The organism is Bacillus sp. HU-1818 (assembly GCF_022695965.1).
In the GTDB taxonomy this organism is placed as follows: Bacteria; Bacillota; Bacilli; order Bacillales; family Bacillaceae; genus Bacillus; species Bacillus atrophaeus.
The window spans coordinates 343,135-365,205 of the sequence record NZ_JAAPBE010000002.1 but is presented as its reverse complement, the minus strand read 5'-3'; the positions used below and the strand labels follow the sequence as shown (position 1 = coordinate 365,205).

Genomic DNA, 22,071 nt, shown 5'->3' with positions numbered 1-22,071 from the left:
TGAGGTGATCGGCCATGAATAATGTGTTCCGGATCCCTTACCCTGCTGTTCAAACAGCTTTACGGACGGCAAGGGACAAAGGATGCCATTCGCATCACCGCCGGACTTGCTGTTCTGGCTTTGTTTGAAATCGGGCTGATCCGGCAGGCGGGCATTGATGAGTCGATTTTAGGAAAAACATATGTCACACTCGCACTTCTTTTTATGAATGTGTATATGGTATTTATTTCCGTTTCTTCACAATGGAAAGAATCTTACATGAAGCTGAGCTGTCTTTTGCCAATCTCGTCACGGAGCTTTTGGCTGGCTCAAAGTGTCGTTTTGTTTGTGGATACTTGTTTGAGAAGAACGTTATTCTTTTTTTTTACCGTTGTTTTTATTTGGAACCGGCACGCTGTCAGGGACGGAAACGTTATTTTGGCTCGGCAAGTTTTCGTTTTTCACAGTCTACTCCATTCTATTAGGCGTTCTGTTAAGCAACCTTTTCGTCAAAAAGAAGAGATCTGTGTTCCTGCTGCATGCGGCGGCATTTGCCTGTATCTGCGACAGCGTGGTTTTTATGCCCGCTGTGACGATCCCATTATGCGCGGTTCACATGGTATGGGGCGTTTTCTTTGATTTTTCCTCCTTTCTGCAGGTGCCTCATCAGCAGAACAAGATGCATTCATTCATGCGGAGTGTTCGGGGGAAACATGGACCGGATTACATATAGGAGCACTCCCCGATAAAAACGATCTTTTTACATTGCAAATGTATTGGGACATCGTCTCCCTCGTTCTTTTTCATATAGATTCGCCGTTGTTTCAAGAAATCCGGCAAACGCGCCTCCTTAATATCCAAAGCATATCAGCGGAAAGTCACATGTCAGAAGATGGCGGCTTTTTGATCCTTGACAGTAAAGGGGCACATTCTTCAGCCTATATCGATGTAGCGGCGTACTATGTGATGCAGCAGAAATGTCAGGCGGAAGCTTGGCTTGAGTACGGCAAGGAATCTTTGCTGAACGCGATTATCTATGACAGTGATTATGTGCGTAAATGCTTTGAATGGGCGGCTGAATGTGAGCGGTATGATTGCTCTTTTTTCGAGCTTTATCGGCTGATTCAAAACATGACTGTACAGGATTTTTTATATCTTATTGATACAGTGGCTTCTGCTAAAAAAGCAACCATTCATGTCTCTCAGCCAGAGGTGGTTGGACAATGAAAAAAAGCGCTGTCTTCACTGTGTTATTGCTGCTTATGGTCATGACGGCCTATTCATTTGGCTGGTTTCAAGCCAGCGCTGAAGCCGCAGGGCAATATGTACAGCTGATCAAAAATGATTATGGGCGGCTCGGCTTGCTTTCTTGTGCCGCTTCTTTGCTGATGCTGCCGGCATTTTTGTATCTTCACTATGTCACCCGATCCGTCAAAAGCATGACAGCAGCTTTTCAGAAGATAACGCAATCTCATCAAAGCTGCTGTGATTTTCAGCATCGCAAGCTGTGCAGCCGTTATGCAGGCGATGTGAAATCATTGCGCGACAGCTACAAGGGCATCCGTCAAACATACGTGATGGGGGCTGTATTATGCCAAGTGATCGTGTTCGGTTACATGTTTGAAGTGGTCAAAGCCGTTCCCTTCAGCTTTCACACGCCCCCTGCTGTCACGAAGGGGATTGCGATTGTTCTCATCATCTATTTATTGTTTTATATGAGGTCATACCTGCTCCAGCTTCTCCAGAATGGGCAAACGGCTAAAAGGCTGTCGTTCTGATATTAGCAGGAGCCGGGATATGGTGGATGTTCAGTTTTACCATTAGCGAACTGCTCTTTCTGATCCTCTTGGCTGCCATCCAGCAGCTCGGATCTTTTATTTATAAACGATTCTCTTATCGCAGCTCCGCTTCTCTCGACCTGTGAAAGCATCTACATCGAAATCGCAGACGGGCCAGCGCCAACCGGAATGACCGCTACGGCTGTATAATCACTCGTGCGATATACCGTCACTGTATTGGCTGCAGGCTGTGCAACATAGATATATTGATTGTCCGGTGTTACTGTGAGGTCAATGGCACCGGGGAGGGAGGCAGTTGTTATAAAGGTATGCAGCGTCGTATCAACGACAGTCAGATTCTCCGGAAATGAATCATAATATGGCTCAAGGAAAAATGCACGAGTCCCGTCAGCAGAAAAAACAATTGTTATTAAACCGTCAAACAGTCTGTTAATTTGTGAAGATTCGCTAAATGTTGTCAAATCTATCACAGAAACGCCATTCGGCCTTAGTTCACCATTTTCCAGATAAGCAAAATCCCCTATTAACGGGGTTTCAATAAGATTTGGTGTTTCAAAGTTACTTAAACTATCAATCAGCTGCCCTGTATTTATGTCATATTTATTAACGACCCAAAATCCAGAGTTTGTCGTATAGAAAAACTGTCCGTTAGGGTCTAGCGCAAAATCGTCCGCAGCGGGTGATACCGAGATTGTATTGGTAATGGTTTGTGAGGAAGTGTTAATTTCATAAATGGAGCCGCCCCCTGCGAGAATATAAGCAAATTCGCCCCCAGTTTCAAACTGGATTTTCCTTGGTGCTCCTGAAAGAGGAATGGTTTGTTTAACCGTTAATGTCGCGTTGTTAATGATCGATACAAGGTTCGCATTCCTATGGAGAACATACGTATACGCTTTATCCAATGTAACACCCAGATCAGTCGGCACATCAGTTAAAGAAATATTACTTACAAGAGTATTCACTTCAGCATCAATGACCGAAACTGTGCTGTCTCCAGTGTTGGCAGTAAACACGTAAGATCGCTGTTCCGGCGCTGGTACAAGCACAATCGTTCCTGTCACCGATAAAGGGCTGCCGTAAAACGGCGGGACGACAACAAGGTTCTCGATCGTGATGTCACTGAAATCCGGACAATCATCGGGTTCATCAGAATAATAGACGACTTGATCGATCTCTGCATTGTGAATGACAGAAACAGCCCCCTCCCCTTGTCCATATTGATTTCGCACAGGTGAGACACTGACAAGAAGCGTAACGGTCCCTTGCAGACGCACAGCATATTGAACACCGATATCTTCTGGTTCCGGCCCAGTCTGGATTAAGCAAGGCTCACTGATACAGGACAAATTGTCTGTACTCCACGTAACCGCTGCAGCTGCTTCGGCAGAATCAATAGTGAATCCCTCCGGAATGTCAATCGGCACTTGAAACAGCGCTTCTCGGCTGATCTCCTCATCACAAAAACAGAAACAATTTTCCTGAAAAGCAGAAAGATCATTTTTTTTCATAATGTCACGTCCTTTTAAAAATGCACAACATGCATTTGGTTAAATCGCAATGTCACTCGGTGAAACGCCAAGCGATATGACAGTTTCCACAGAATAATCATCCGTGTTGTAAACAGTGATGCTTTGCTCTATAAAATTTGTTGCATACAGAAAGCCGCCATTCGGGGTAAACGCAAAATCTCTTGCCGATTGCGGAAGATTTCCTATTACGCCTGCACCACTTGGACTGACGGAATATAGATTGTGAGTGAAATCATCAAACAAATACAACCCTGATCCGCTCTTAAACATTCGATATTCACCCTCATACTCCAGCTCTTGGGTGCTACTGATCGTAAACGTATCTAAATCAATAATCGTCAAATAATTTAAGAAGTGATCTTGTTCTAATACATAGGCATACCGCTCCGGCGGCTTTGTTTCTATAGAATTGACAATAAGCTCTCGTTCAATCATTCCTGTAACTTCACCGGTAGATAAATCCACTTTTTGCACAAAACCAAAATCAAGAACATAGGCGAACATTCCATTGGGATCAATTGCAATATCATACCCTTCAACAGGAATAGACCTTTCTACGGCAGACGTTTCAATTCTGATCACATAAATGGCATTACCGGCGAGAACATATGCGAAATCATGTTCAGGCATAAATTTAATTGTTTCAGGCGGCTGATCTAGCGGAATGGATCCAGTAACAGTCAATGTGCCATTATCGATGACAGACATCATATTATTGTTAAAATGCAAGACAAACACAGAGCTTTTATCCGGGGTCATCTCAATACCTGTCGGCTCGTACGGAAGAGCAATCGTTGTCACCACGGTATGAGTATTGGTATCAATCACAGAAACCGACTGATCATCTGGATTCGCTGTAAACGCATAAACAGGCTCCGGTCCCGGTACAAGCACAATCGTTCCGGTCACCGATAAAGGACTGCCGTAAAACGGCGGGACGACAACAAGGTTTTCGATCGTGATGTCACTGAAATCCGGACAATCATCGGGTTCATCAGAATAATAGACGACTTGATCGATCTCTGCATTATGAATGACAGAAACAGCCCCCTCCCCTTGTCCATATTGGTTTCGCACAGGTGAGACACTGACAAGAAGCGTGACGGTTCCCTGCAGGCGGACTGCAAAATGGATTTCGATCTCATCAGGCCCGGGTCCGGTCTGAATGAAGCAGCGTTCACTGACACAGGATAGGCTGTCTGCGTTCCACGCTACGTTTGCAACAGCTTCAGCAGGATCAACAACAAACCCATCCGGCACTTCTATCGGCGCTTGAAACATGGCTTCACGGCTGACCGCTTCATCACAAAAACATAAACACTCCTCTTGCTGTCTGACGGCTTTTTCTTTAAAGGAACGCTCAATCTTCTTCACATGCTCACTTCCTTCTCAGAAATAGCTGCTAAGCGCAGCAGTATTAGAGTATGGGGACAAAAAGGTTTTGCTTGTACAAAAGCTCTAAGCCAAAAGTGTTTTTTTAAAACTGAAAACGGGTAAAAAGAAAAAGTGTTATTTACAAATTATGTTTTATAGCAGGAATGCAGGTTATATAAAATAAAAAAAGACTTCCTAAGGAGGATTTATTTATACAAGCAGCCTTATTACACTACTTATATAAGTTCCCAAGCTTCTCTGGGTAAATAAAAGGAGGATCATAATGAAAAAGAATACAACCTTGATCGGAATCGTTTCTTTGCTATTACTATTAATGCTGTCTGCATGCGGCAGTGATACTCAAGACAAAAAATCAGATGAAACGATGAATTCGGACGACACACATACTCATTCTGAGTCCAGTGAGATTCCTGAAGGCCTGACAGCATCACAGCACCCAACTTATAAAGTCGGAAGCCAAGCCATCATCAAGGCGGATCACATGAAAGGCATGAAGGGTGCCGAAGCAACCATTACAGGTGCCTATGATACGACAGCCTATGCTGTTTCCTATACACCGACAACCGGCGGAACAAGAGTGGAAAATCATAAATGGGTGATTCAAGAAGAAATAAAAAACGCCAGTGATGAAACATTAAAACCCGGAACGGACGTGATTATAGAAGCGGATCATATGAAGGGCATGAAGGGTGCAACAGGAAAAATCGATTCAGCTGAGAAAACAACTGTCTATACGGTTGATTACACCCCGACAACGGGCGGAGAAAAAGTGAAAAATCACAAGTGGGTAACAGAAAGCGAACTATCTTCAAAATAAAGGAAGAACATGATGATGAACTGTTAAACAAATTGGCCCTATCCAATATGTTTAACAGTTTCTTTTTATTGTGCTTTGATATGGCCGGAAGAGAGAGCGCGCGTTTCCACTATTCGGTCACGCAAAAAAATTTGCGGTTTTTTTGCGCTTCCAAACAAAACAAAAATGATAAAATATGACATATATAGAATGAGGAAGGGAGGGGTTTTCAAACGTGACAGGCGTCATATCTTCTTCCGTTGGAGAAAAGATTAATGAATGGTACATGTACATACGCCGATTCAGCATACCGGATGCGGAATATTTACGAAGAGAAATCAAACAAGAGCTGGATCAAATGGAAGAAGATCAGGATATTCATTTGTATTATTCACTGATGGAATTCCGGCATAATCTGATGCTTGAGTATCTTGAACCGTTAGAAAAAATGCGGATAGAGGAACAGCCGCGACTGTCCGATTTGCTGCTTGAAATCGATAAAAAACAGGCTCGTTTAACCGGAGTCCTTGATTATTACTTTAATTTCTTCAGGGGCATGTACGAACTGGACCAGCGGGAGTACTTGTCTGCTATTAAATTTTTCAAAAAAGCCGAAAGTAAGCTGATTTTTGTAAAGGATCGAATAGAAAAAGCTGAGTTTTTCTTTAAAATGTCTGAATCTTATTACTATATGAAACAAACGTATTTTTCCATGGACTATGCACGGCAGGCATATGAAATATACAAAGAGCACACGGCATATAATATTAGATTGCTTCAATGCCATTCTTTGTTTGCTACCAATTTCTTAGATCTCAAGCAATATGAGGACGCCATATCACATTTCAAAAAAGCTTATACAATGGCAGAATCCGAAAAACAGCCCCAATTAATGGGAAGAACGCTGTATAACATTGGGCTTTGCAAAAACAGCCAAGACCAGTATGAGTCAGCAATCACATATTTCAAAAGAGCCATATCTGTTTTTGAAGAAGCTAATATTCTTCCTTCTCTGCCTCAAGCTTATTTTTTGATTACACAAATTCATTATAAATTAGGAAAAATGGATAAAGCTCATGAATATCATAGTAAAGGAATTGCTTATTCTAAAGAGGCCGGAGATATCATTTACTTATCGGAGTTTGAATTTTTGAAATCTTTATACTCATCTGGCCCGGATGAAGAGGCAATTCAGAAATTCTTCGATTTTCTCGAAAGTAAAATGATGTATGCTGATCTTGAAGATTTTGCGCTTGATGTGGCAAAATATTATCATGGACGTGAAAATTTCCAAAAAGCTTCCGCTTATTTTCTGAAGGTGGAACGAGTAAGACAGCTTATTCAAGGAGGAGTGAAGTTGTATGAAATTGAAGTCTAAAATATTACTCTCTTGTCTGGCCCTAAGCACAGTGTTTGTCGCAACGAGTATTGAAACTGTACCTGCACATCAAATGGAAGTTGCTCAGCGAGGAATGATTTAATGAATACAACCGGTTTTCACCGGTTGTTTTTTTTGTTAAATAAACAATCAGGACAAAAGTTTTGTTTTTTAAATCTAAAAATATTATTACTAACTAATTTTAAAATTGTTTTCCTAACCCAGAAACATAAGAAACAAGATAACTTTTATTATATATAAATAAAAACCTGTTTACTTTTCCTTTTTTTTGAACTAATATATATAAGACTTAAGTTCAGTATCACTTCAATTGAAGGTTAAAAATGGAGGATTTATTTTGAAAGTTCAATTCAAAAAAAGGATTAGTTTACTCATCATCATGTTTGGGCTCGCAGTTTCCTCACTGGGTGTTACACAGGCGGTTCATGCAAAAGCCAATACGAGCGATTCAAGGGTGCATTTTACTTTCAGATGGTACAGCCCTTACGACTATACAACTGCTCGAAGAAAACAAAATAGAAGCTACATGTATATGCATCTCCTAAAGAAAGATGACGGAGGTAAATTTGATGTATGGGCAGAGGCAGATAAAAACGTTCACTCTGGCGGGCGTGACTGGCACAATGTATCCGGTGGTGGAACTCACGAAGGAACAGTACACCCGGGTCATACATACTTATTTTCCAACACTGCTGTTGAAGATTACGGCAGAAATGTACCCGTAAGGTTTGGCGGTTACAGCCGCAGCAATGATTCCTTCTCAACTGATTGGAGTCCTGACAGCGTAAAACCTAAGGGAAATTACACAATCTATTAATACCTTTCTCAAAACAAAGCGATCTTACATTAAACATGTAAGATCGCTTTTTAAGGTAAAAATAATATCCACTCTTCAAAATTTTTTATTAAAATAAAACTATCCAAAACTCACACAGAGTTTTAATAAAATAAACAGGAGCCTTGCACATGATTTCTTTCTTTTTAAAGCGTTTATTAAAAAATAAAGAGGTTTATTTCTCTTTATTCATTAGTATCGTTCTTATGCTCGTCAGTTATCTAGGTATTCTCTTCTTTCATAAGAAGATCAATCTTCCTTATGAAATCCATAACTCACCGTTTTTATCGAATATTGCAGAAGGAAACACAACCTCAGCTCAGACTGTCTGGATTCTCATTCTTCCGTTATTAGCATCACTTCCAATGTCAGGTATGTACCGTGAAGATAAAAATACTGGATTTTTTATGAACGTTATAACAAAAACAACTAAAAAGAAATACTTCACAGCATTATTCGGATTGAACTTTGTAATTTCGTTTTTCGTCATTATCTTACCATTATTATTAAATCTTTATTTGCTATCGATGACATATCCTTCGGTAAACCCAGACGGGATCGTCAATTACATGGACCCAATCGTTACAGGCGGAACAGACTTAGCAAACCTGTATTACGAACACTCATTAATATATACTCTTATTCTTTTTGCATTAAATGGGATGTATGGAGCTGTTCTTTCTTCCATTGGATTGGCTTTATCATTTTTTATTAAAAAGAAATATTTTGTTTATATCACACCTTTCTTAATCAATTTAATAGGCTTTACTTTACTCAACAACAATTACAATCCAATGAAATATATCGTTAACGATGGAGGATTTTTGAGTTTAAATAAGTTTATTTATTTGAACCTTAGCGTGTTCATTGCAACTACTTTACTTTATATGTGGGGAAAAAAACGCCGTGTTTTATTATAATACTCTAAAATCAACATTAAGAATGAAGTGGCCGGGTATCATCGCCGCTTTACTGTTACAGTTAATTGCTGTTTATTTCTTTTTTTATCAAGAAAATGGTAGTAGTAATGGTTTTGTACTGGAAAATATTTTTTCCTATTGGCATCTCGTTTCTATTTTATGCCCTGCTGCCGTTGTATTTTCTGTTTTGATCTCATCCGATTACTTTTCAATTTATACTGTAATCCGAGTAAACAATGCACCTTATCTAACATTGATATACCAGTTCAAAACACTTTTATTTTCAGCAGCATACGGGATTATCATTATAGGTGAATTGTATACTTTATGTGTATTCAATAATACGGGACTATTGTATTTGACCCCTATATCTTTTATCACTCATGTTTTTGCATTTATTTTCATTTGTTATGTTGTTTCATTTACTTTACTGTATTTGAATCAAGTCATTGTAGTTTTTCTATTCATTCTTTTATTTTTGATTGATAACCTTGTATGTAATGGTATGCTCTTTTTAAATGGTTTTGTGCTGGAATTTAGTGATTTGGCTGAATTTTTATTGATTAGATTAGGGATTATGTTGTTATTATTTGGGATTTCTATAGAATCTATAAAGCGACGTAATTATCTACAGCAGGTTGAGGAGAAAGGAGCAAACTGATTGTCTTTTATGAATATGCTGAAACGTGATATTGTAATGCGTTTCAATGAAAGTAAGATTACATACTTTGTCATAAGCTTAGCTATTGCCCTCCTTCTTTTATGCTTCCTCTGGAATAGCAAGAAGACGGGACAGCTAGGCCATCAAAGTTTTTCCGACAGCCTGACCACACTATTTCATTCGATGAATTTCTTTGATCTACATATCTTATATACACAGCATAGATTATCTATCCCTCTACAATGGATTAGTTTTCAAGTGCTGCCTTTGATGATTGTGGGTAATTTTATGTTTCGTGACATTCAAATTTCTGGAGCTTATATCCTCCCGAAACTCCCTAAAAAAGGAGTATTTATATTCAGCAAACTTTTGTCACTGTTTGTTCTGATTGTATCTATTTGGTGCATATGGCTTTTTATATACATTATGTTATTTACCTCATTTAAAGGCTTTACAGCAGAACTGAACAGCAAGGTAGTATTATTTATGTTAATTCAAATCTTAGTTTCGTTTATGTATGCAGTTTTGCTAGAAACTTTAACTTTCATGATATCTTTTATATCAGCATTTATGATTATTGTTGTTTATATTGTAATATCTATTTTTTTTCACAGCTCTTTGTTCATTGCTTCATTTGCTATGGCTGGAAAGTGGGCTTTTATTGATTATTCACGCATGAACGTTAACTACTCAGATGGCCGTTTTTTTCATGCCTCCGATTTTTTAATCATAGCACTCATTTTCTGTGCAGCTTGCACCTTCATCAGCTTATTTTTTATTAAAAAAACAGATATTTTAGGAGAATAATTATGACGTCATTTATTGAATGTAAACATATGGTCAAAAAATTAAAGGGAAATCATGTATTAAATGATATCAGTTTTTCAATTAAAGAAAACGAATTTGTTGTGTTAAGAGGCCATAATGGCTCTGGAAAGACAATGATTTTAAGAGCCATTGCCGGACTGTTAACATTAACAAAAGGCGAAGTTTCTGTTAACGGTCTCGTTATCGGTAGAGATACAGATTTCTCGGAGCATACAGGTCTGTTAATTGAATACCCCAGCTTCATTCCTGTCTATTCAGGATTGCAAAATTTGAAATTCTTAGCCTCTATTAAGAAAAAGGTTTCTGTTGAAGAAATAAAAGAAGTAATAAGAAAAGTTGGATTAGATCCCGAAGATAAGCGTAAAGTCAAACGGTATTCTTTAGGGATGAAGCAACGCTTAGGAATTGCTCAGGCAATAATGGAAAAACCTAAATTACTCCTATTAGATGAACCGACGAATGCCTTAGACAAAAAAGGGATTAATCTTATACTGGATATCCTAAAATCCGAAAAAGAAAACGGCACAACAATTGTAGTGGCTAGTCATGATGATACACTATGTGAAAATAGTATTGTCGACAGAATTATCGATATTAGTGAAGGTAAACTGGAGGATGCAGATGAATAAGCGTTGGATTTTCTTTATTATTTTATTAATGATAGTAACATTCAGCTGTTTTCGTTACTATACAGTGAACGCCCAAAATGATAAATACACTCCAAAAAATATTAACATTGCCGCAAACCAAACGATTGATACAAAAAAAGGAATAAAATTTCATATTCTAAAACCATTAAAGCCAGTCAAGTCAGTTGATAAAGAAACAAATTCCATAAGATATTTATACATTTTACCTTTTAATGCTGAAAATACCTCCAATCATAAAATTACTTTAGAGGAACTTTCTCCGGACGGAAAAAACTATTTATTTTTTGGTCAGTATCAATATAATAAACAATTGATGCCTTATAATTATGATTTGCCGGACGAGTATCAATTCAATACAGAGATCCCATCAGGAAAAACAGTACACGGATATGTAGGATTAAGTTTGTATACGGATGAAAGAGTAAATTACAAAAATTTCAATCCTGAATCATCAAAAGTATCTGCTTATTATACTGTAATAGACGAATCAAATAAAAGAATTTCATATAAAATGTCTTTAAATAATTAAAAGATTAAAAAGGGCCTGAATGTAATTCAGGCCCTTTTTCTAAACTATTTCACAAAGCCCAACAGCATTTCACGGATCATTTTGCTCGCCGTGTTAGCGGTTTGTTCTGAATGATCGTAAATCGGAGCTACTTCCACTAAATCAGCGCCCTTCACGTTTACTTCTGAACGCGCGATTTCATGCACGGATGCAAGCAGTTCTTTAGATGTGATGCCGCCTGCGTCAACGGTTCCTGTTCCCGGTGCGTGAGCAGGGTCTAATACGTCAATGTCGATGGTGACATATACCGGACGGCCTGCCAGCTTCGGAAGAACCTCTTTCAGCGGCTCAAGCACTTCAAACTTAGAGATGTGCATGCCGTTTTCCTTTGCCCATTCGAACTCTTCTTTCATACCGGAACGAATTCCGAATGAATACACATTTTGCGGTCCGATCAATTCTGCCGCTTTGCGGATCGGCGTAGAATGAGAAAGCGGTTCTCCCTCATAATCAACGCGAAGATCTGTATGTGCGTCAAAATGGATAATCGCAAGGTCCGGATATTTCTTGTACATCGCTTTGATAACGGGCCAAGACACAAGATGTTCCCCTCCCATGCCGAGCGGGAATTTGTCTTTTTCCAAAATGCTGTCCACATATTCCTCAATCAAATCAAGGCTCTTTTGCGGGTTGCCGAACGGAAGCGGGATGTCGCCGGCGTCAAAGAAATTGAGGTCGGCAAGGTCGCGGTCCAAATACGGGCTGTACTCTTCAAGACCGATTGACACCTCGCGGATTCTCCCCGGACCGAATCTTGATCCGGGACGATAGCTGACCGTCCAATCCATCGGCATGCCGTAAAGGATGGCGTCCGCCTCTTCCCAGTCCGGGCGGCTCGCGATAAATACTTTTCCTGAATAAGCTTCATCAAATCTCATCATAAAGACCTCGCTTTCCTGTAAAAAAGCGCAAGATTCGCTCCTGCGCAATTCGTATCATTATTTAATCAGATCACTCACAAATTTCGGCAGAACAAACGCCGCTTTATGAATCTCTTTTGTGTAATATTTCGTGTCAATATCAAAGAAACGGCTCTCTTCCACTGCAAGCGGATCGTGTTTTTTTGAACCGATCGTAAATGTCCACAAGCCGCTTGGATATGTCGGGATGTTCGCAAGATACAGCTTTGTAATCGGGAAAATTTCTTTTACATCACGCTGTACGTTTGTAATCAGCTCAGGCGTAAACCAAGGGTTGTCCGTCTGAGCGACGAAAATGCCGTCCTCTTTTAACGCCTTTGCGATTCCGGCATAAAAGCCTTTGGAAAATAGATTCACAGCAGGCCCCACAGGCTCAGTAGAATCTACCATAATCACGTCATATTCATTTTCTGATTTGGCGATATGCATAAAACCGTCATCCACCTGTACATCAACGCGGGGATCTTCAAGCTTGCCCGCAATGGAAGGAAGGAATTTTTTCGAGTATTCGATGACCTTGCCGTCGATGTCTACAAGCGTCGCTTTCTTTACGCTTGGGTGCTTGAGAATTTCTCTGATGACACCGCCATCGCCGCCGCCGACAACAAGTACGTTTTCAGGATTCGGGTGAGTGAAAAGCGGTACGTGCGCCACCATTTCATGATACACGAATTCATCTTTTTCAGAAGTCATTACCATTCCGTCAAGATAAAGCATGTTGCCGAACTCTTCAGTTTCTACCATTTCCAAATGCTGAAACTCAGTTTGTTCTGTATGTAATGTTTTATTGACTCTCATTGTAATTCCAAAGTTTTTCGTCTGCTTCTCTGTATACCAAAGTTCGCTCAAGTGTCATCTCCCTTTCAAGACTCGTATTTGATTTATTGTAAGCGTCTTTTCCGCTTTTATTCTCGGTTGAATTTCTCAATTTCACCTAAGGAAAAAGTATAGAGGATGGCGGGGAAAAAGTAAAGATGCGTCCCGTCGTCTATGTTTAAAACCAATCTTTTTTTCTCATAATAGTAGAAACATGAGAAAAGGGGGGTTCCGCTAATGGATGCAATGACAAATAAACGGCTGCGGCTGACCATCAAAACCGTTCGCGCCTGCGTGTTTATCGCGGTGCTGTCGGGGCTTTTCGCCGCCACTGTGTTTTTGACTGTAATTTTGATTGCCAAGTGGCAGGGCGCCCCCTCTGTTCAAGTGCCGCAATCCACGATTCTGTTTGCGAGTGACGGGTCGAAACTCGGAGAAACAGACTATGGCGAAAAACGCTACTGGGTTCCGCTGAAAAATATGAATCCCGCGATTCTTCAGGCAACCGTGGCGATTGAAGACCAGAATTTCTATGATCACCACGGTTTTGATTATAAGCGAATGGCCGGCGCAGCGCTTGCCGATATTAAAGCAATGGCAAAGGTTCAGGGCGCAAGCACCATTACCCAGCAATATGCGAGAAACTTGTACCTTGAGCATGATAAAACATGGAAACGCAAATGGAATGAGGCATTCTATACAATTCGTCTGGAACAAAACTATTCCAAGGACGACATATTAGAAGGCTATTTAAATACCATCTATTACGGCCACGGCGCATATGGCATCGAAGCGGCGTCCCGTCTGTATTTCGGGAAGCATGCAAAAGACATTACCGATGCGGAGGCTGCTCTTTTGGCAGGCATTCCGAAAGGCCCATCCGATTATTCGCCATATGTGAATGAAACGAAGGCAAAGGAGCGACAGAAAACGATACTGCGGATGATGGAAAAGCAGCGGATGATCAGCCGCAAAAAAGCAGACGAACTGATCAAAGAGCCTCTCTCCTATCAGCCTTTAAACAAACAAGCATCCAGCAAAAAAGCGCCATATTTCTATGATAATGCGATGAGAGAGCTTGAGAAAAAACTTGGCATGACGCGGGAGCAAATTGAAACGAGCGGGTTAAACGTGTATACAACGGTGAATAAACGGCTTCAGCGCATCGCCGAGGAGACCATTACCGAAACGGTCAACGCAGGGTCGGACATACAAATCGGATTTTCGGCAATTGATCCGGACACAGGTAAAGTTCTCGCCCTGGTCGGCGGCCGGGACTATCAAAAAAGCCCGTTTGACCGGACGACACAAGCAAAGCGCCAGCCGGCTTCAACGATCAAGCCTTTACTGTATTATAAAGCGATCCAGAGCGGGTTTACACCCGTGACATTGATGAAAAGCGAAGAAACCGAATTTCAAATTGACGCAAAAGGAGAAACCTATTCCCCAAGCAACTACAACGGGTATTATGCAAACAAACCGATTACGCTTCTTCAGGCGCTGGCGCTTTCTGACAACATTTATGCCGTGAAAACACATCTTTTTCTCGGTATGAACAAGCTTGTTTCCGCAGCCAAGGAATTCGGCATTACCGCGCCTCTTCAAGCGCTTCCATCTTTGGCCCTCGGCACAGAACCCGTGCGCCCGATTGAGATGGTCAATGCTTATGCGATGCTGGCAAACGGCGGGAAACAAATCGAACCGACCTTTATCACGAAGGTAACTGACGCAGCCGGAAATGTGCTTTACGAAAACCCGCCTCAGCATAAACAGGTGCTGGATGAAAAAGCCGCCTTTGTCACGGCTAGTATGATGACAGGCATGTTCGACAAGGATTTAAACGGTTATACCTCGGTGACGGGCCGAACAATCACCGATCGCCTGACAAGAACCTATGCGGGAAAATCAGGCACGACAAGTGCAGACAGCTGGATGATCGGCTTCAATCCGAAGCTGGCAGCCGGTATCTGGACCGGCTATGACAAAAACAGCACCATCGACGCGGTGGAGGAAAAAAGCTACGCCAAAACGATTTGGGCGGAGTTTATGGAGGATGCGCTCAAAGGAGAACCGGAAACAGCATTCAAACCGCCGAAAGGAGTAACCGGCGTTTATATCGATCCGACAACAGGCTACACATCAGGGCCGGGCTGTGCAGCCAAGCACTATACGTATTTTATTGAAGGCACGGAGCCGTCCAATGTATGCTTCGGATCAGAACCTGTAAAACAAACAAAAGATCAAAATCCAGTCAAAGAAAAGCCCGCTTCTCCGAAAAAATGGTGGGACAAATGGCTGGGGCGGAATCATTGAGAATAACCCGGCTGCTTGTATGCCGGGTTATTCGTATGATTCATCTATTGGACGACACTAGACCTAAACCTTCTAAAACTTGAGCTATTCTCACTGCTGCATGGAAATTAAGCCAGTTGCCGCATCCGCACATATCATCAATATCTTTCTCATACTGCTTTCTCGTCTCTTCCATGTCCGCTTCAATAACCCAATCGCCGACTTTAATTGTTTGATACATAATATCTCCCTTATCAACAGCAAAAAAAATGAAAAACCCCGAGTCTTGGTTCGGCTCGGGATTTTCCATGTCCTAGTTCTATGTCATCAGTTTACTCAAATGACCGTGAAAAAAGTGCAAATATTCATAAAGTTCACAAAAAGTTCACAAACTACTTTTCTTCATGAAGCAATCCCGCCTTCAATTCTGATGAAGAGCGATCCCACAAGCCTTGATCGTGATTTTTCAAAAAGGCTGCGAGCACTTGCTTCGAGCTGTCATCCATTTTATCAATGATAATGTGCCGCTTCATTGATTTATCCATGAGATTTACGTGCTCCGGCAAGGATTTGTAACCTCTTCTGATGCTTCTGTCCACTGTCATTTCACAAGCGGTGACACCGGCATAATAAGGGCCCTCTTCTCTTCTGTCGATGGTGACCCATACAAGCCAGTACGGCTTTCCGTTCGGCACATCCTCTTTATTCGGCAAGAACTTAATTCCTTTTTCAACAACACTGCGGGCGTGCATCGCGCCGATATCAACGAATGCTTCCTTTTCCTCCACATCTACAAATACGGGAGAAATGTTATCGAGGCTGAGCGCCCCCACGCCAAAACCGCCATGTCCATCCGTCGGATCACTTTTGATAATATTAAATCCGATTGATTTTTTCTTCTTTCCTTCTTCCATGAGTCATACCTCCTACAAAAGCGGTTGAAATATCGTTGTAAACAACTCAATAATCGAATCCCTGCCCTTACCTAGCATAGGCCAGAGCACGTAAGATCCGAGCGGGGTAATAAATAAAATTAAAAACACAATAACGCCGTAACTTTCATATTGAGAGAGCTTGACGCGCAGACGCGGCGAGACGAGATCTTCAATAATCCGATAGCCGTCCAGAGGCGGCAGCGGCAGCAGGTTAAATAAAAACAAGACAAGATTTAAATTGATCCAAATGTTAAAAAATTGGTCCAAACCCGTACTGAAAGCCGATAGCAGCTCGGCTCCGTAAGCATGCATCAACACTAACAAAAGGAAACCGATAAACGCAAGAATCAGGTTGCTGACAGGTCCTGCAATAGAGACCAGAATTCCCGCCAGACGGGGTTTTTTCAAGAGATTGCGATTCACCGGCACCGGCCGCGCCCATCCAAAGCCCATGACTAAAATTAAAATCGTGCCGAACGGATCAAGATGTTTGATCGGATTCAGTGTCAGCCGGCCTTGCTTTTTCGCTGTATCATCACCGAATAAATACGCTACATAGGCATGGGCAAGCTCGTGCATCGTAAATGCAACAATCAATGTGATCACAAGATATGGCATCAGTTCTAACGGATAATATAAAAAACGGTCCAAAGGCTGAAATCCCTCTTTCTAAAATGCAAGAATTTACTTTATTCAGTATACTATAAGAAGCCTCTCTACCTAAAGAGAGGAAACGATTTTAAGGAGGATTCAGCACCCATGCCATACGTAACCGTCAAAATGCTCGAAGGCCGCACAGATGAGCAAAAGCGCAACCTTGTCGAGAAAGTGACAGAAGCAGTAAAAGAAACAACCGGAGCGGCTGAAGAAAAAATTGTCGTCATGATAGAGGAAATGAGAAAGGATCATTATGCCATCGCCGGCAAACGCTTAAGCGATATGGAATAATCTCCTTATAAAGGCCAGTGCGTCATACACGCGCCGGCTTTTTCTTTTCCTATTACATGATTTTCTTTATGAGTGAAAAAAATGTCTGCTTCTCTTCTTCCGTTAATCGGCCAAACATATCATCAATCAGGCTTTGCCTGTTTTCAATCATTTGAACAGCGGCCTGCCTGCCAGATTCAGAAAGCGTGATCCACACAGTGCGGCGGTCATCGTTATTTCTGGACCTTTCGATCAAACCTGCCTGTTCTAAATGATTAAGCGCAGTCGTCGTCGCAGATGGAGACAGCGTCACTTCCTGTAAAATATCTTTAATGGTGCAACTTCCGTGTCTATAAATAATGCGGAGAATAAATCCGCGAATATTATTCACAGGTTTCGGGACGGTTGCTTCATCTAATTGTTTCGTTGTTTTCAAATACTTCGTGAGGGCGTGGTCAAGCAGATTGGCTTCCATTTTATCGTAATTCATGTGAGGTTCCTCATTTCCAGATCCATTCATCAGAACATCTGAATGCTTTTACTACATATTTTACTGATATCCTCCTGGTAAAGTCAAAAAAGCAAGCTGATGCAGCACAACTTTTTAACTAGTCCAGGGAAATAAATTCCCTTTTATTCCAATATTTAATTCTAAAATCGAATTATTCACAAACTAATCTATTTTACAAAGTTTATAATTTATTCTAAAATGGTATTTATTCGGCCGCTTTTATCCCCTGACGCTTTCAAACGTTATGGCTGACATCTTAGCCAGTGATGCTGGTTTTATAGGAGGGATTCAGGTAAAATCAATAAGTATGGCTTTTTATCGCTGACATCTGCAAGGATATCAGCGTGTTCGGCGGAGACAAGATAGTGTACATACGGCAGAAAGTAACTGGTGCCGGCAATGTTCGAAGACTGAATTTCATACCTTTTAGGAAATCATTTCAAAAAGCGGCTGCCCCAAACATTCGGGCAACATACAAAAAAATGATTTAAAAACTATGTAACACGGGCAAAAGCCAAAGAATTCCTCATAGCTTTTGCTTCTTGGATGGAGGGATGCGTGTTGCGGAATATCCTGCAAAAGAAAGACATTGGTCAACTGCTTGAACAAAGCCGCAGCCGAAAAACGGCTAAAACAATGGGCGCCTTCGACTTAACCTTAATGGGAATCGGCGCTGTAATCGGAACGGGCGTAATGGTGCTCACAGGTATCACAGCCGCAAATGATGCTGGTCCTTCCGTAATTTTTTCATTTATTATAGCCGCTGTCGTGTGCAGTCTGGCAGCGCTTTGTTATGCGGAAATTGCTTCCTGCCTTCCTGTATACGGAAGTGCATATATTTATTCGTACACGACAATGGGAGAAATCATCGGCCACCTTATGGGATGGACATTGTTATCCGTATACATGGTGACAACTTCTGCGGTGGCGAGCGGCTGGTCCAGCTACTTTAATAATTTGTTAGGCGGTTTCCATTTATCTATACCGGATACCCTGCTGACCGTACCGAGCCAAGGAGGAACCGTCAATCTTCCTGCCATTATCATTACATTGCTGATTACGGCTGTGCTTTCGAGAGGTTCAAAGGAAAGCAAAACCTTCAATAATGTAATGGTGCTTGTGAAAATAAGTATTGTATTATTATTTATAGTAACCGGAAGCTTTTATGTAAAGCCTGACAACTGGCATCCTTTTATGCCTTACGGTGTGCAAGGCATTATCACCGGGGCTTCTGCGGTCTTTTTTGCATTTTTAGGGTTTGACGCCATCTCAGCGTCTGCTGAAGAAGTCAAAAAACCGCAGCGTAATTTGCCAATCGGCATTATCGGATCATTGCTGGTTTGCACAATGATCTATGTATTGGTCTGCCTTGTCATGACGGGAATGGTTCCTTATTCCGAGCTGAATGTGCCGGAAGCCATGTCTTACGTATTAGAAGCCGTACACCAAAACGCTGTTGCGGGTATTATTTCAGTGGGGGCTATCATTGGCCTGATGGCTGTTATTCTTGCCAATACATACGCCGCATCGCGGATTTCCTTCGCGATGGCAAGAGATGGAATGCTGCCGAAAGTTTTCAATATTGTCGGCCGAAAGTCAGAAGCGCCGGTCTGGAATACTTGGCTGATCGGAACATTAAGCGCCCTTGTGGCTGGATTCATTGACCTGAAAGAGCTGTCTAACCTCGCCAATATCGGCGCGCTGCTCACCTTTGCCATGGTCAGCTTATCCGTTTTGATTCTGCGCCGCACTCATAAGAATCTGAAACGCGGATTTCGTGTCCCGTTTGTTCCGGTGCTGCCTATCCTCTCCATTGTCTGCTGTTTGTTCTTAATGATCAACCTGCCGGGGAAAACGTGGCTGTATTTCCTGATCTGGATCATCGTAGGCGCGGCCGTTTACTTTTTGTATTCGTACAAGCACAGCTTATTAAGAAAATAAATGAAAACCAGCCCGCTTACCAGCGGACTGGTTTTTTTCTTGTCAGAGAGAAATAAAAAAGGCAAAAGAAACGGGCGCATTCCCTGTTCTTTTGCCTTTCCGCTAACAAATCTGCTTCAGTTCCTCTATGTATTGAAGCGCTTCGTCATATTCTTCGTTTGTATATTTCAGCTTGCTTTTAATGGTGAACACCTTATTTTTCTTCTCCTCAGCCTCAAGCCCGTCAAAGTACATAATCGTGGAGACAAGCTCCAGAAACCGTGATGAACGGCTGTTGACGCGGTCGATATACTCTTTCATATCGGGCATATCAAGTTCGGCGTGATGCAAGAACTCCGCCCCCGTGTCCGTCAGCGAATAGCGGTATTGAAAATAACCACCCTTTTTCTCTTTGACCTCATGCAGAAATCCGAGGTTGCACAGCTCTTCTATTTGAAGTGTCAGTTCCTCAGAATAAGGGCCGTAAAAGTGAAAATCGTATTTTTCATAAAAGGGGTACTGCATTTTCTTAGCGATATAAATCATCTTTTGCAGCTTCTTCCGCCCGACGATTTCTCCAGAATCCGAGAACACCTTCATCAGTTTTGCATGTTCTTTCAACAAATCCCCGACATCTCCTTTTTCCTTCATTACATCTCTATGTCAGTCCCAGCAGCTGCTGGATTTTCATTTTCGCTTCCCTGTTTTCTGCTCCGCCGGTAATAAGGTCCATCGGAAAATACAGCTTATGGTCGGTCCGTCTTTTCCCAGAAATCGAGTCAACGATGGCTGACTGTCTGGACAATTCTTTAATTTGCCCGCTTTGCGTTAAGAGGTGAATCGGCAGACGCTCTTCTTCCTCTCCCGGCCGGTAAAAATCATACGGCAGGTCGGACGAAGAATCGACAACCAAATAATAGCCCGGGTCAATCCCCGCCTCTTTGAACAAAGCTGTCAACTCAAAGTAAGCAGTCATTTCTTCATTTGGATTAAATTCAACGTATTGGAACAGCTGGCGGTTAATAAATCTGCGGCAAAGGTCCGACAGAATCGCGTCCTCTTCTTCTTCCCAAGCCTGAAAATAGTACAGGATAATCGACTCATCCAGCTTCAGATAATCCTCAAGCGTCAAATTCCCTTCAAAAATCGAGTAAAAATGAACCGGAGCATGCGTGAAGATATAGCCTTCCTCATGCAGCTGCTTTGCTCTGTGCAGGATTTTTGTCAAGATGACTTCGGCACTCCGGGTGACCGGGTGGAAATAGACCTGCCAGTACATTTGATAACGGCTCATAATATAGTCTTCGACAGCATGCATCCCGCTCTGTTTAATCACAATCTGATCCTCGCGAGGGCGCATGACCCGAAGAATCCGCTCCATATCAAAGTGGCCATAGCTCACACCCGTGTAATAGGCGTCCCGCTGAAGATAATCCATGCGGTCCGCGTCAATCTGACTCGAAATCAGGCTGACCACTTGCTTATTCTTATATGTTTTGGCAATGACTTCAGCGACATCCCGCGGGAAATCGGGACTTACTTTTTTGAGAACCTGGTTGACCTCCGTATCTCCCAAAATGATGTCCCTTGTAAAATCTTCATGGTCAAGATGAAAGACTTTCTCAAATGAATGTGAAAACGGTCCGTGCCCCAAATCGTGGAGCAGCGCGGCGCTCAGGCAGAGTTCACGCTCACTGTCGTCCCATTCCGGCCGGCCTTTAAAGACATCGTCAACCATTCTTCTGACAATCTCATAGACACCGAGAGAATGGTTAAAACGGCTGTGTTCAGCTCCATGAAACGTCAAATAGGTCGTGCCGAGCTGTTTAATCCGGCGCAGCCGCTGAAATTCACGGGTTCCGATTAAATCCCATATCAGCTTGTCCCGGACATGCACATAGCGGTGCACCGGATCTTTAAACACTTTTTCTTCTGATAATTTTCCATTTGGATACGCCATCGTCATTCCCTCTTTTTTTTAGCCATGCTTCTATTATATCGGCTCTATTCTTTGAAAACATCCTTGAATTTGTCCGGCGTTTTGTTCCAGTTTACCGAAAAACGCTTTTTATGAAGCAAAAAAGCCTGACCCATGGGCCGAGGCTGTTAAAAAAACAACTTTTCGTTATTTTATTTTCTTTTTTACTTTTTCAAGCAGCTCATCCTCATTCGGAGCTGACAGCGGACGATTGTTCACGAAAGCAAACGATTTTTTCCGCCCGGGACCGCAATAAGATTGGCAGCCTACTTCCACTTTGGCATCCGGGTCCACTTCTTTTAAACGCGGCAGCAATGTTTTGATATTTGTGGCTTGGCAATCATCACACACTCGAAATTCATTAGCCATGACGTACGCTTCCCTTCATTCTATGTTCATCTATGTCAAACATT

Annotated in this window: 23 protein-coding genes and 3 pseudogenes; 15 read left to right on the top strand and 11 right to left on the bottom strand. The window is 41.9% G+C overall.

Annotation, left to right across the window (positions count from 1 at the left end):
* Window positions 1–14 precede the first annotated feature (14 nt).
* The 3 pseudogenes from GXP75_RS07190 to GXP75_RS07180 form a co-directional block, all read left to right on the top strand.
* Window positions 15–676 (top strand): annotated as a pseudogene (locus tag GXP75_RS07190) (bacteriocin biosynthesis protein AlbD); the annotation flags it as partial.
* Window positions 676–1,206, top strand: a pseudogene (locus GXP75_RS07185) (M16 family metallopeptidase); the annotation flags it as partial. The pseudogenes GXP75_RS07190 and GXP75_RS07185, both read left to right, overlap by 1 nt.
* A pseudogene (locus GXP75_RS07180) lies at window positions 1,203–1,903 on the top strand (bacteriocin biosynthesis protein AlbG). The pseudogenes GXP75_RS07185 and GXP75_RS07180, both read left to right, overlap by 4 nt.
* A 6-nt stretch (window positions 1,904–1,909) precedes the next feature.
* On the opposite strand, the gene GXP75_RS07175 reads toward GXP75_RS07180, so the two are convergent.
* The gene (locus tag GXP75_RS07175; RefSeq protein ID WP_242556469.1) at window positions 1,910–3,286 is read right to left on the bottom strand and encodes a YncE family protein; all 1,377 of its coding nucleotides are present in this window, start codon (window positions 3,284–3,286) and stop codon (window positions 1,910–1,912) included.
* 39 nt (window positions 3,287–3,325) lie between these two features.
* Complete coding sequence (locus tag GXP75_RS07170; protein WP_242556468.1) at window positions 3,326–4,681, bottom strand: YncE family protein; 1,356 nt, start codon at window positions 4,679–4,681, stop codon at window positions 3,326–3,328.
* 283 nt (window positions 4,682–4,964) lie between these two features.
* Here GXP75_RS07170 and GXP75_RS07165 point away from each other — a divergent pair, with 283 nt between their 5' ends.
* From GXP75_RS07165 to GXP75_RS07125, 9 genes are all read left to right on the top strand, one after another.
* Window positions 4,965–5,519, top strand: a complete 555-nt coding sequence (locus tag GXP75_RS07165; RefSeq protein ID WP_242556467.1) for a YdhK family protein — start codon at window positions 4,965–4,967, stop codon at window positions 5,517–5,519.
* A 214-nt stretch (window positions 5,520–5,733) separates the two neighbouring features.
* Window positions 5,734–6,876 (top strand): response regulator aspartate phosphatase, encoded by a 1,143-nt coding sequence (locus GXP75_RS07160; protein WP_150224182.1) that lies wholly within the window; start codon window positions 5,734–5,736, stop codon window positions 6,874–6,876.
* Entirely contained in the window at window positions 6,860–6,979 is a 120-nt protein-coding gene (locus GXP75_RS07155; protein ID WP_242556466.1) for a PhrC/PhrF family phosphatase-inhibitory pheromone, read from the top strand. Before GXP75_RS07160 ends, GXP75_RS07155 begins: the two co-directional genes overlap by 17 nt.
* Window positions 6,980–7,234: 255 nt before the next feature.
* On the top strand, window positions 7,235–7,714 hold the full coding sequence (locus GXP75_RS07150) for a hypothetical protein (protein WP_061572213.1): 480 nt from the start codon (window positions 7,235–7,237) through the stop codon (window positions 7,712–7,714).
* 149 nt (window positions 7,715–7,863) lie between these two features.
* Window positions 7,864–8,652 (top strand): hypothetical protein, encoded by a 789-nt coding sequence (locus GXP75_RS07145; protein ID WP_214916026.1) that lies wholly within the window; start codon window positions 7,864–7,866, stop codon window positions 8,650–8,652.
* A complete protein-coding gene (locus GXP75_RS07140) occupies window positions 8,639–9,313 on the top strand; it encodes a hypothetical protein (RefSeq protein WP_035175329.1) in 675 nt (224 codons plus the stop codon). Before GXP75_RS07145 ends, GXP75_RS07140 begins: the two co-directional genes overlap by 14 nt.
* A gap of 9 nt (window positions 9,314–9,322) precedes the next feature.
* Window positions 9,323–10,120, top strand: coding sequence for a hypothetical protein (locus tag GXP75_RS07135; protein ID WP_242556465.1), 798 nt, complete (start codon window positions 9,323–9,325; stop codon window positions 10,118–10,120).
* 2 nt (window positions 10,121–10,122) lie between these two features.
* Window positions 10,123–10,770 carry an ABC transporter ATP-binding protein gene (locus GXP75_RS07130; protein WP_242556464.1) on the top strand — a complete coding sequence of 216 codons (648 nt, stop codon included), beginning with the start codon at window positions 10,123–10,125 and terminating at the stop codon, window positions 10,768–10,770.
* Complete coding sequence (locus GXP75_RS07125; RefSeq protein WP_242556463.1) at window positions 10,763–11,320, top strand: hypothetical protein; 558 nt, start codon at window positions 10,763–10,765, stop codon at window positions 11,318–11,320. The genes GXP75_RS07130 and GXP75_RS07125 overlap by 8 nt, the downstream gene beginning before the upstream one ends.
* 44 nt (window positions 11,321–11,364) lie before the next feature.
* Here the strand turns inward: GXP75_RS07125 and speB are convergent, their stop codons facing one another.
* Window positions 11,365–12,237 carry an agmatinase gene (gene speB, locus GXP75_RS07120; protein WP_214916641.1) on the bottom strand — a complete coding sequence of 291 codons (873 nt, stop codon included), beginning with the start codon at window positions 12,235–12,237 and terminating at the stop codon, window positions 11,365–11,367.
* Window positions 12,238–12,297: 60 nt separating this feature from the next.
* Complete coding sequence (speE, locus tag GXP75_RS07115; protein ID WP_003326486.1) at window positions 12,298–13,128, bottom strand: spermidine synthase; 831 nt, start codon at window positions 13,126–13,128, stop codon at window positions 12,298–12,300.
* A gap of 204 nt (window positions 13,129–13,332) precedes the next feature.
* Here speE and GXP75_RS07110 point away from each other — a divergent pair, with 204 nt between their 5' ends.
* A complete protein-coding gene (locus GXP75_RS07110) occupies window positions 13,333–15,408 on the top strand; it encodes a transglycosylase domain-containing protein (RefSeq protein WP_214916018.1) in 2,076 nt (691 codons plus the stop codon).
* 40 nt (window positions 15,409–15,448) lie between these two features.
* Here the strand turns inward: GXP75_RS07110 and GXP75_RS07105 are convergent, their stop codons facing one another.
* The 3 genes from GXP75_RS07105 to GXP75_RS07095 all read right to left on the bottom strand — a co-directional run bounded on the left by GXP75_RS07105 (window position 15,449) and on the right by GXP75_RS07095 (window position 16,973).
* Window positions 15,449–15,697, bottom strand: coding sequence for a hypothetical protein (locus tag GXP75_RS07105; RefSeq protein WP_242556462.1), 249 nt, complete (start codon window positions 15,695–15,697; stop codon window positions 15,449–15,451).
* Between the two features lie 82 nt (window positions 15,698–15,779).
* Entirely contained in the window at window positions 15,780–16,301 is a 522-nt protein-coding gene (locus GXP75_RS07100) for a YwhD family protein (RefSeq protein ID WP_242556461.1), read from the bottom strand.
* A 12-nt stretch (window positions 16,302–16,313) separates the two neighbouring features.
* Complete coding sequence (locus GXP75_RS07095) at window positions 16,314–16,973, bottom strand: site-2 protease family protein (protein WP_003326482.1); 660 nt, start codon at window positions 16,971–16,973, stop codon at window positions 16,314–16,316.
* A gap of 108 nt (window positions 16,974–17,081) precedes the next feature.
* Between GXP75_RS07095 and GXP75_RS07090 the strand changes: the two genes are divergently transcribed.
* Complete coding sequence (locus tag GXP75_RS07090; protein ID WP_003326481.1) at window positions 17,082–17,270, top strand: 2-hydroxymuconate tautomerase; 189 nt, start codon at window positions 17,082–17,084, stop codon at window positions 17,268–17,270.
* A gap of 52 nt (window positions 17,271–17,322) precedes the next feature.
* Here GXP75_RS07090 and GXP75_RS07085 read toward each other — a convergent pair whose 3' ends face one another.
* Window positions 17,323–17,739: a MarR family transcriptional regulator gene (locus GXP75_RS07085; protein ID WP_061572205.1), complete on the bottom strand. Its 417-nt coding sequence runs from the start codon at window positions 17,737–17,739 to the stop codon at window positions 17,323–17,325.
* A 582-nt stretch (window positions 17,740–18,321) separates the two neighbouring features.
* Between GXP75_RS07085 and GXP75_RS07080 the strand changes: the two genes are divergently transcribed.
* Window positions 18,322–19,701, top strand: a complete 1,380-nt coding sequence (locus tag GXP75_RS07080; RefSeq protein WP_242556460.1) for an amino acid permease — start codon at window positions 18,322–18,324, stop codon at window positions 19,699–19,701.
* Window positions 19,702–19,803: 102 nt separating this feature from the next.
* On the opposite strand, the gene GXP75_RS07075 is transcribed toward GXP75_RS07080, so the two are convergent.
* The 3 genes from GXP75_RS07075 to GXP75_RS07065 all read right to left on the bottom strand — a co-directional run bounded on the left by GXP75_RS07075 (window position 19,804) and on the right by GXP75_RS07065 (window position 22,027).
* Window positions 19,804–20,304, bottom strand: coding sequence for a YwgA family protein (locus GXP75_RS07075; RefSeq protein WP_003326477.1), 501 nt, complete (start codon window positions 20,302–20,304; stop codon window positions 19,804–19,806).
* Between the two features lie 34 nt (window positions 20,305–20,338).
* Window positions 20,339–21,640, bottom strand: a complete 1,302-nt coding sequence (locus GXP75_RS07070) for an HD domain-containing protein (RefSeq protein WP_150224175.1) — start codon at window positions 21,638–21,640, stop codon at window positions 20,339–20,341.
* 165 nt (window positions 21,641–21,805) lie between these two features.
* Entirely contained in the window at window positions 21,806–22,027 is a 222-nt protein-coding gene (locus tag GXP75_RS07065) for a YuzB family protein (protein ID WP_003326475.1), read from the bottom strand.
* Between the last annotated feature and the right edge of the window lie 44 nt (window positions 22,028–22,071).

Coding starts and splice junctions, on each gene's coding strand:
- GXP75_RS07100 (WP_242556461.1), bottom strand. CDS start 16,301: ATGGAAGAAGGAAAGAAGAAAAAATCAATCGGATTTAATATTATCAAA.
- GXP75_RS07110 (WP_214916018.1), top strand. CDS start 13,333: ATGGATGCAATGACAAATAAACGGCTGCGGCTGACCATCAAAACCGTT.
- GXP75_RS07085 (WP_061572205.1), bottom strand. CDS start 17,739: ATGAATTACGATAAAATGGAAGCCAATCTGCTTGACCACGCCCTCACG.
- GXP75_RS07130 (WP_242556464.1), top strand. CDS start 10,123: ATGACGTCATTTATTGAATGTAAACATATGGTCAAAAAATTAAAGGGA.
- GXP75_RS07065 (WP_003326475.1), bottom strand. CDS start 22,027: ATGGCTAATGAATTTCGAGTGTGTGATGATTGCCAAGCCACAAATATC.
- GXP75_RS07145 (WP_214916026.1), top strand. CDS start 7,864: ATGATTTCTTTCTTTTTAAAGCGTTTATTAAAAAATAAAGAGGTTTAT.
- GXP75_RS07155 (WP_242556466.1), top strand. CDS start 6,860: ATGAAATTGAAGTCTAAAATATTACTCTCTTGTCTGGCCCTAAGCACA.
- GXP75_RS07135 (WP_242556465.1), top strand. CDS start 9,323: ATGAATATGCTGAAACGTGATATTGTAATGCGTTTCAATGAAAGTAAG.
- GXP75_RS07105 (WP_242556462.1), bottom strand. CDS start 15,697: ATGGAAAATCCCGAGCCGAACCAAGACTCGGGGTTTTTCATTTTTTTT.
- speB (WP_214916641.1), bottom strand. CDS start 12,237: ATGAGATTTGATGAAGCTTATTCAGGAAAAGTATTTATCGCGAGCCGC.
- GXP75_RS07175 (WP_242556469.1), bottom strand. CDS start 3,286: ATGAAAAAAAATGATCTTTCTGCTTTTCAGGAAAATTGTTTCTGTTTT.
- GXP75_RS07090 (WP_003326481.1), top strand. CDS start 17,082: ATGCCATACGTAACCGTCAAAATGCTCGAAGGCCGCACAGATGAGCAA.
- GXP75_RS07070 (WP_150224175.1), bottom strand. CDS start 21,640: ATGGCGTATCCAAATGGAAAATTATCAGAAGAAAAAGTGTTTAAAGAT.
- GXP75_RS07125 (WP_242556463.1), top strand. CDS start 10,763: ATGAATAAGCGTTGGATTTTCTTTATTATTTTATTAATGATAGTAACA.
- GXP75_RS07165 (WP_242556467.1), top strand. CDS start 4,965: ATGAAAAAGAATACAACCTTGATCGGAATCGTTTCTTTGCTATTACTA.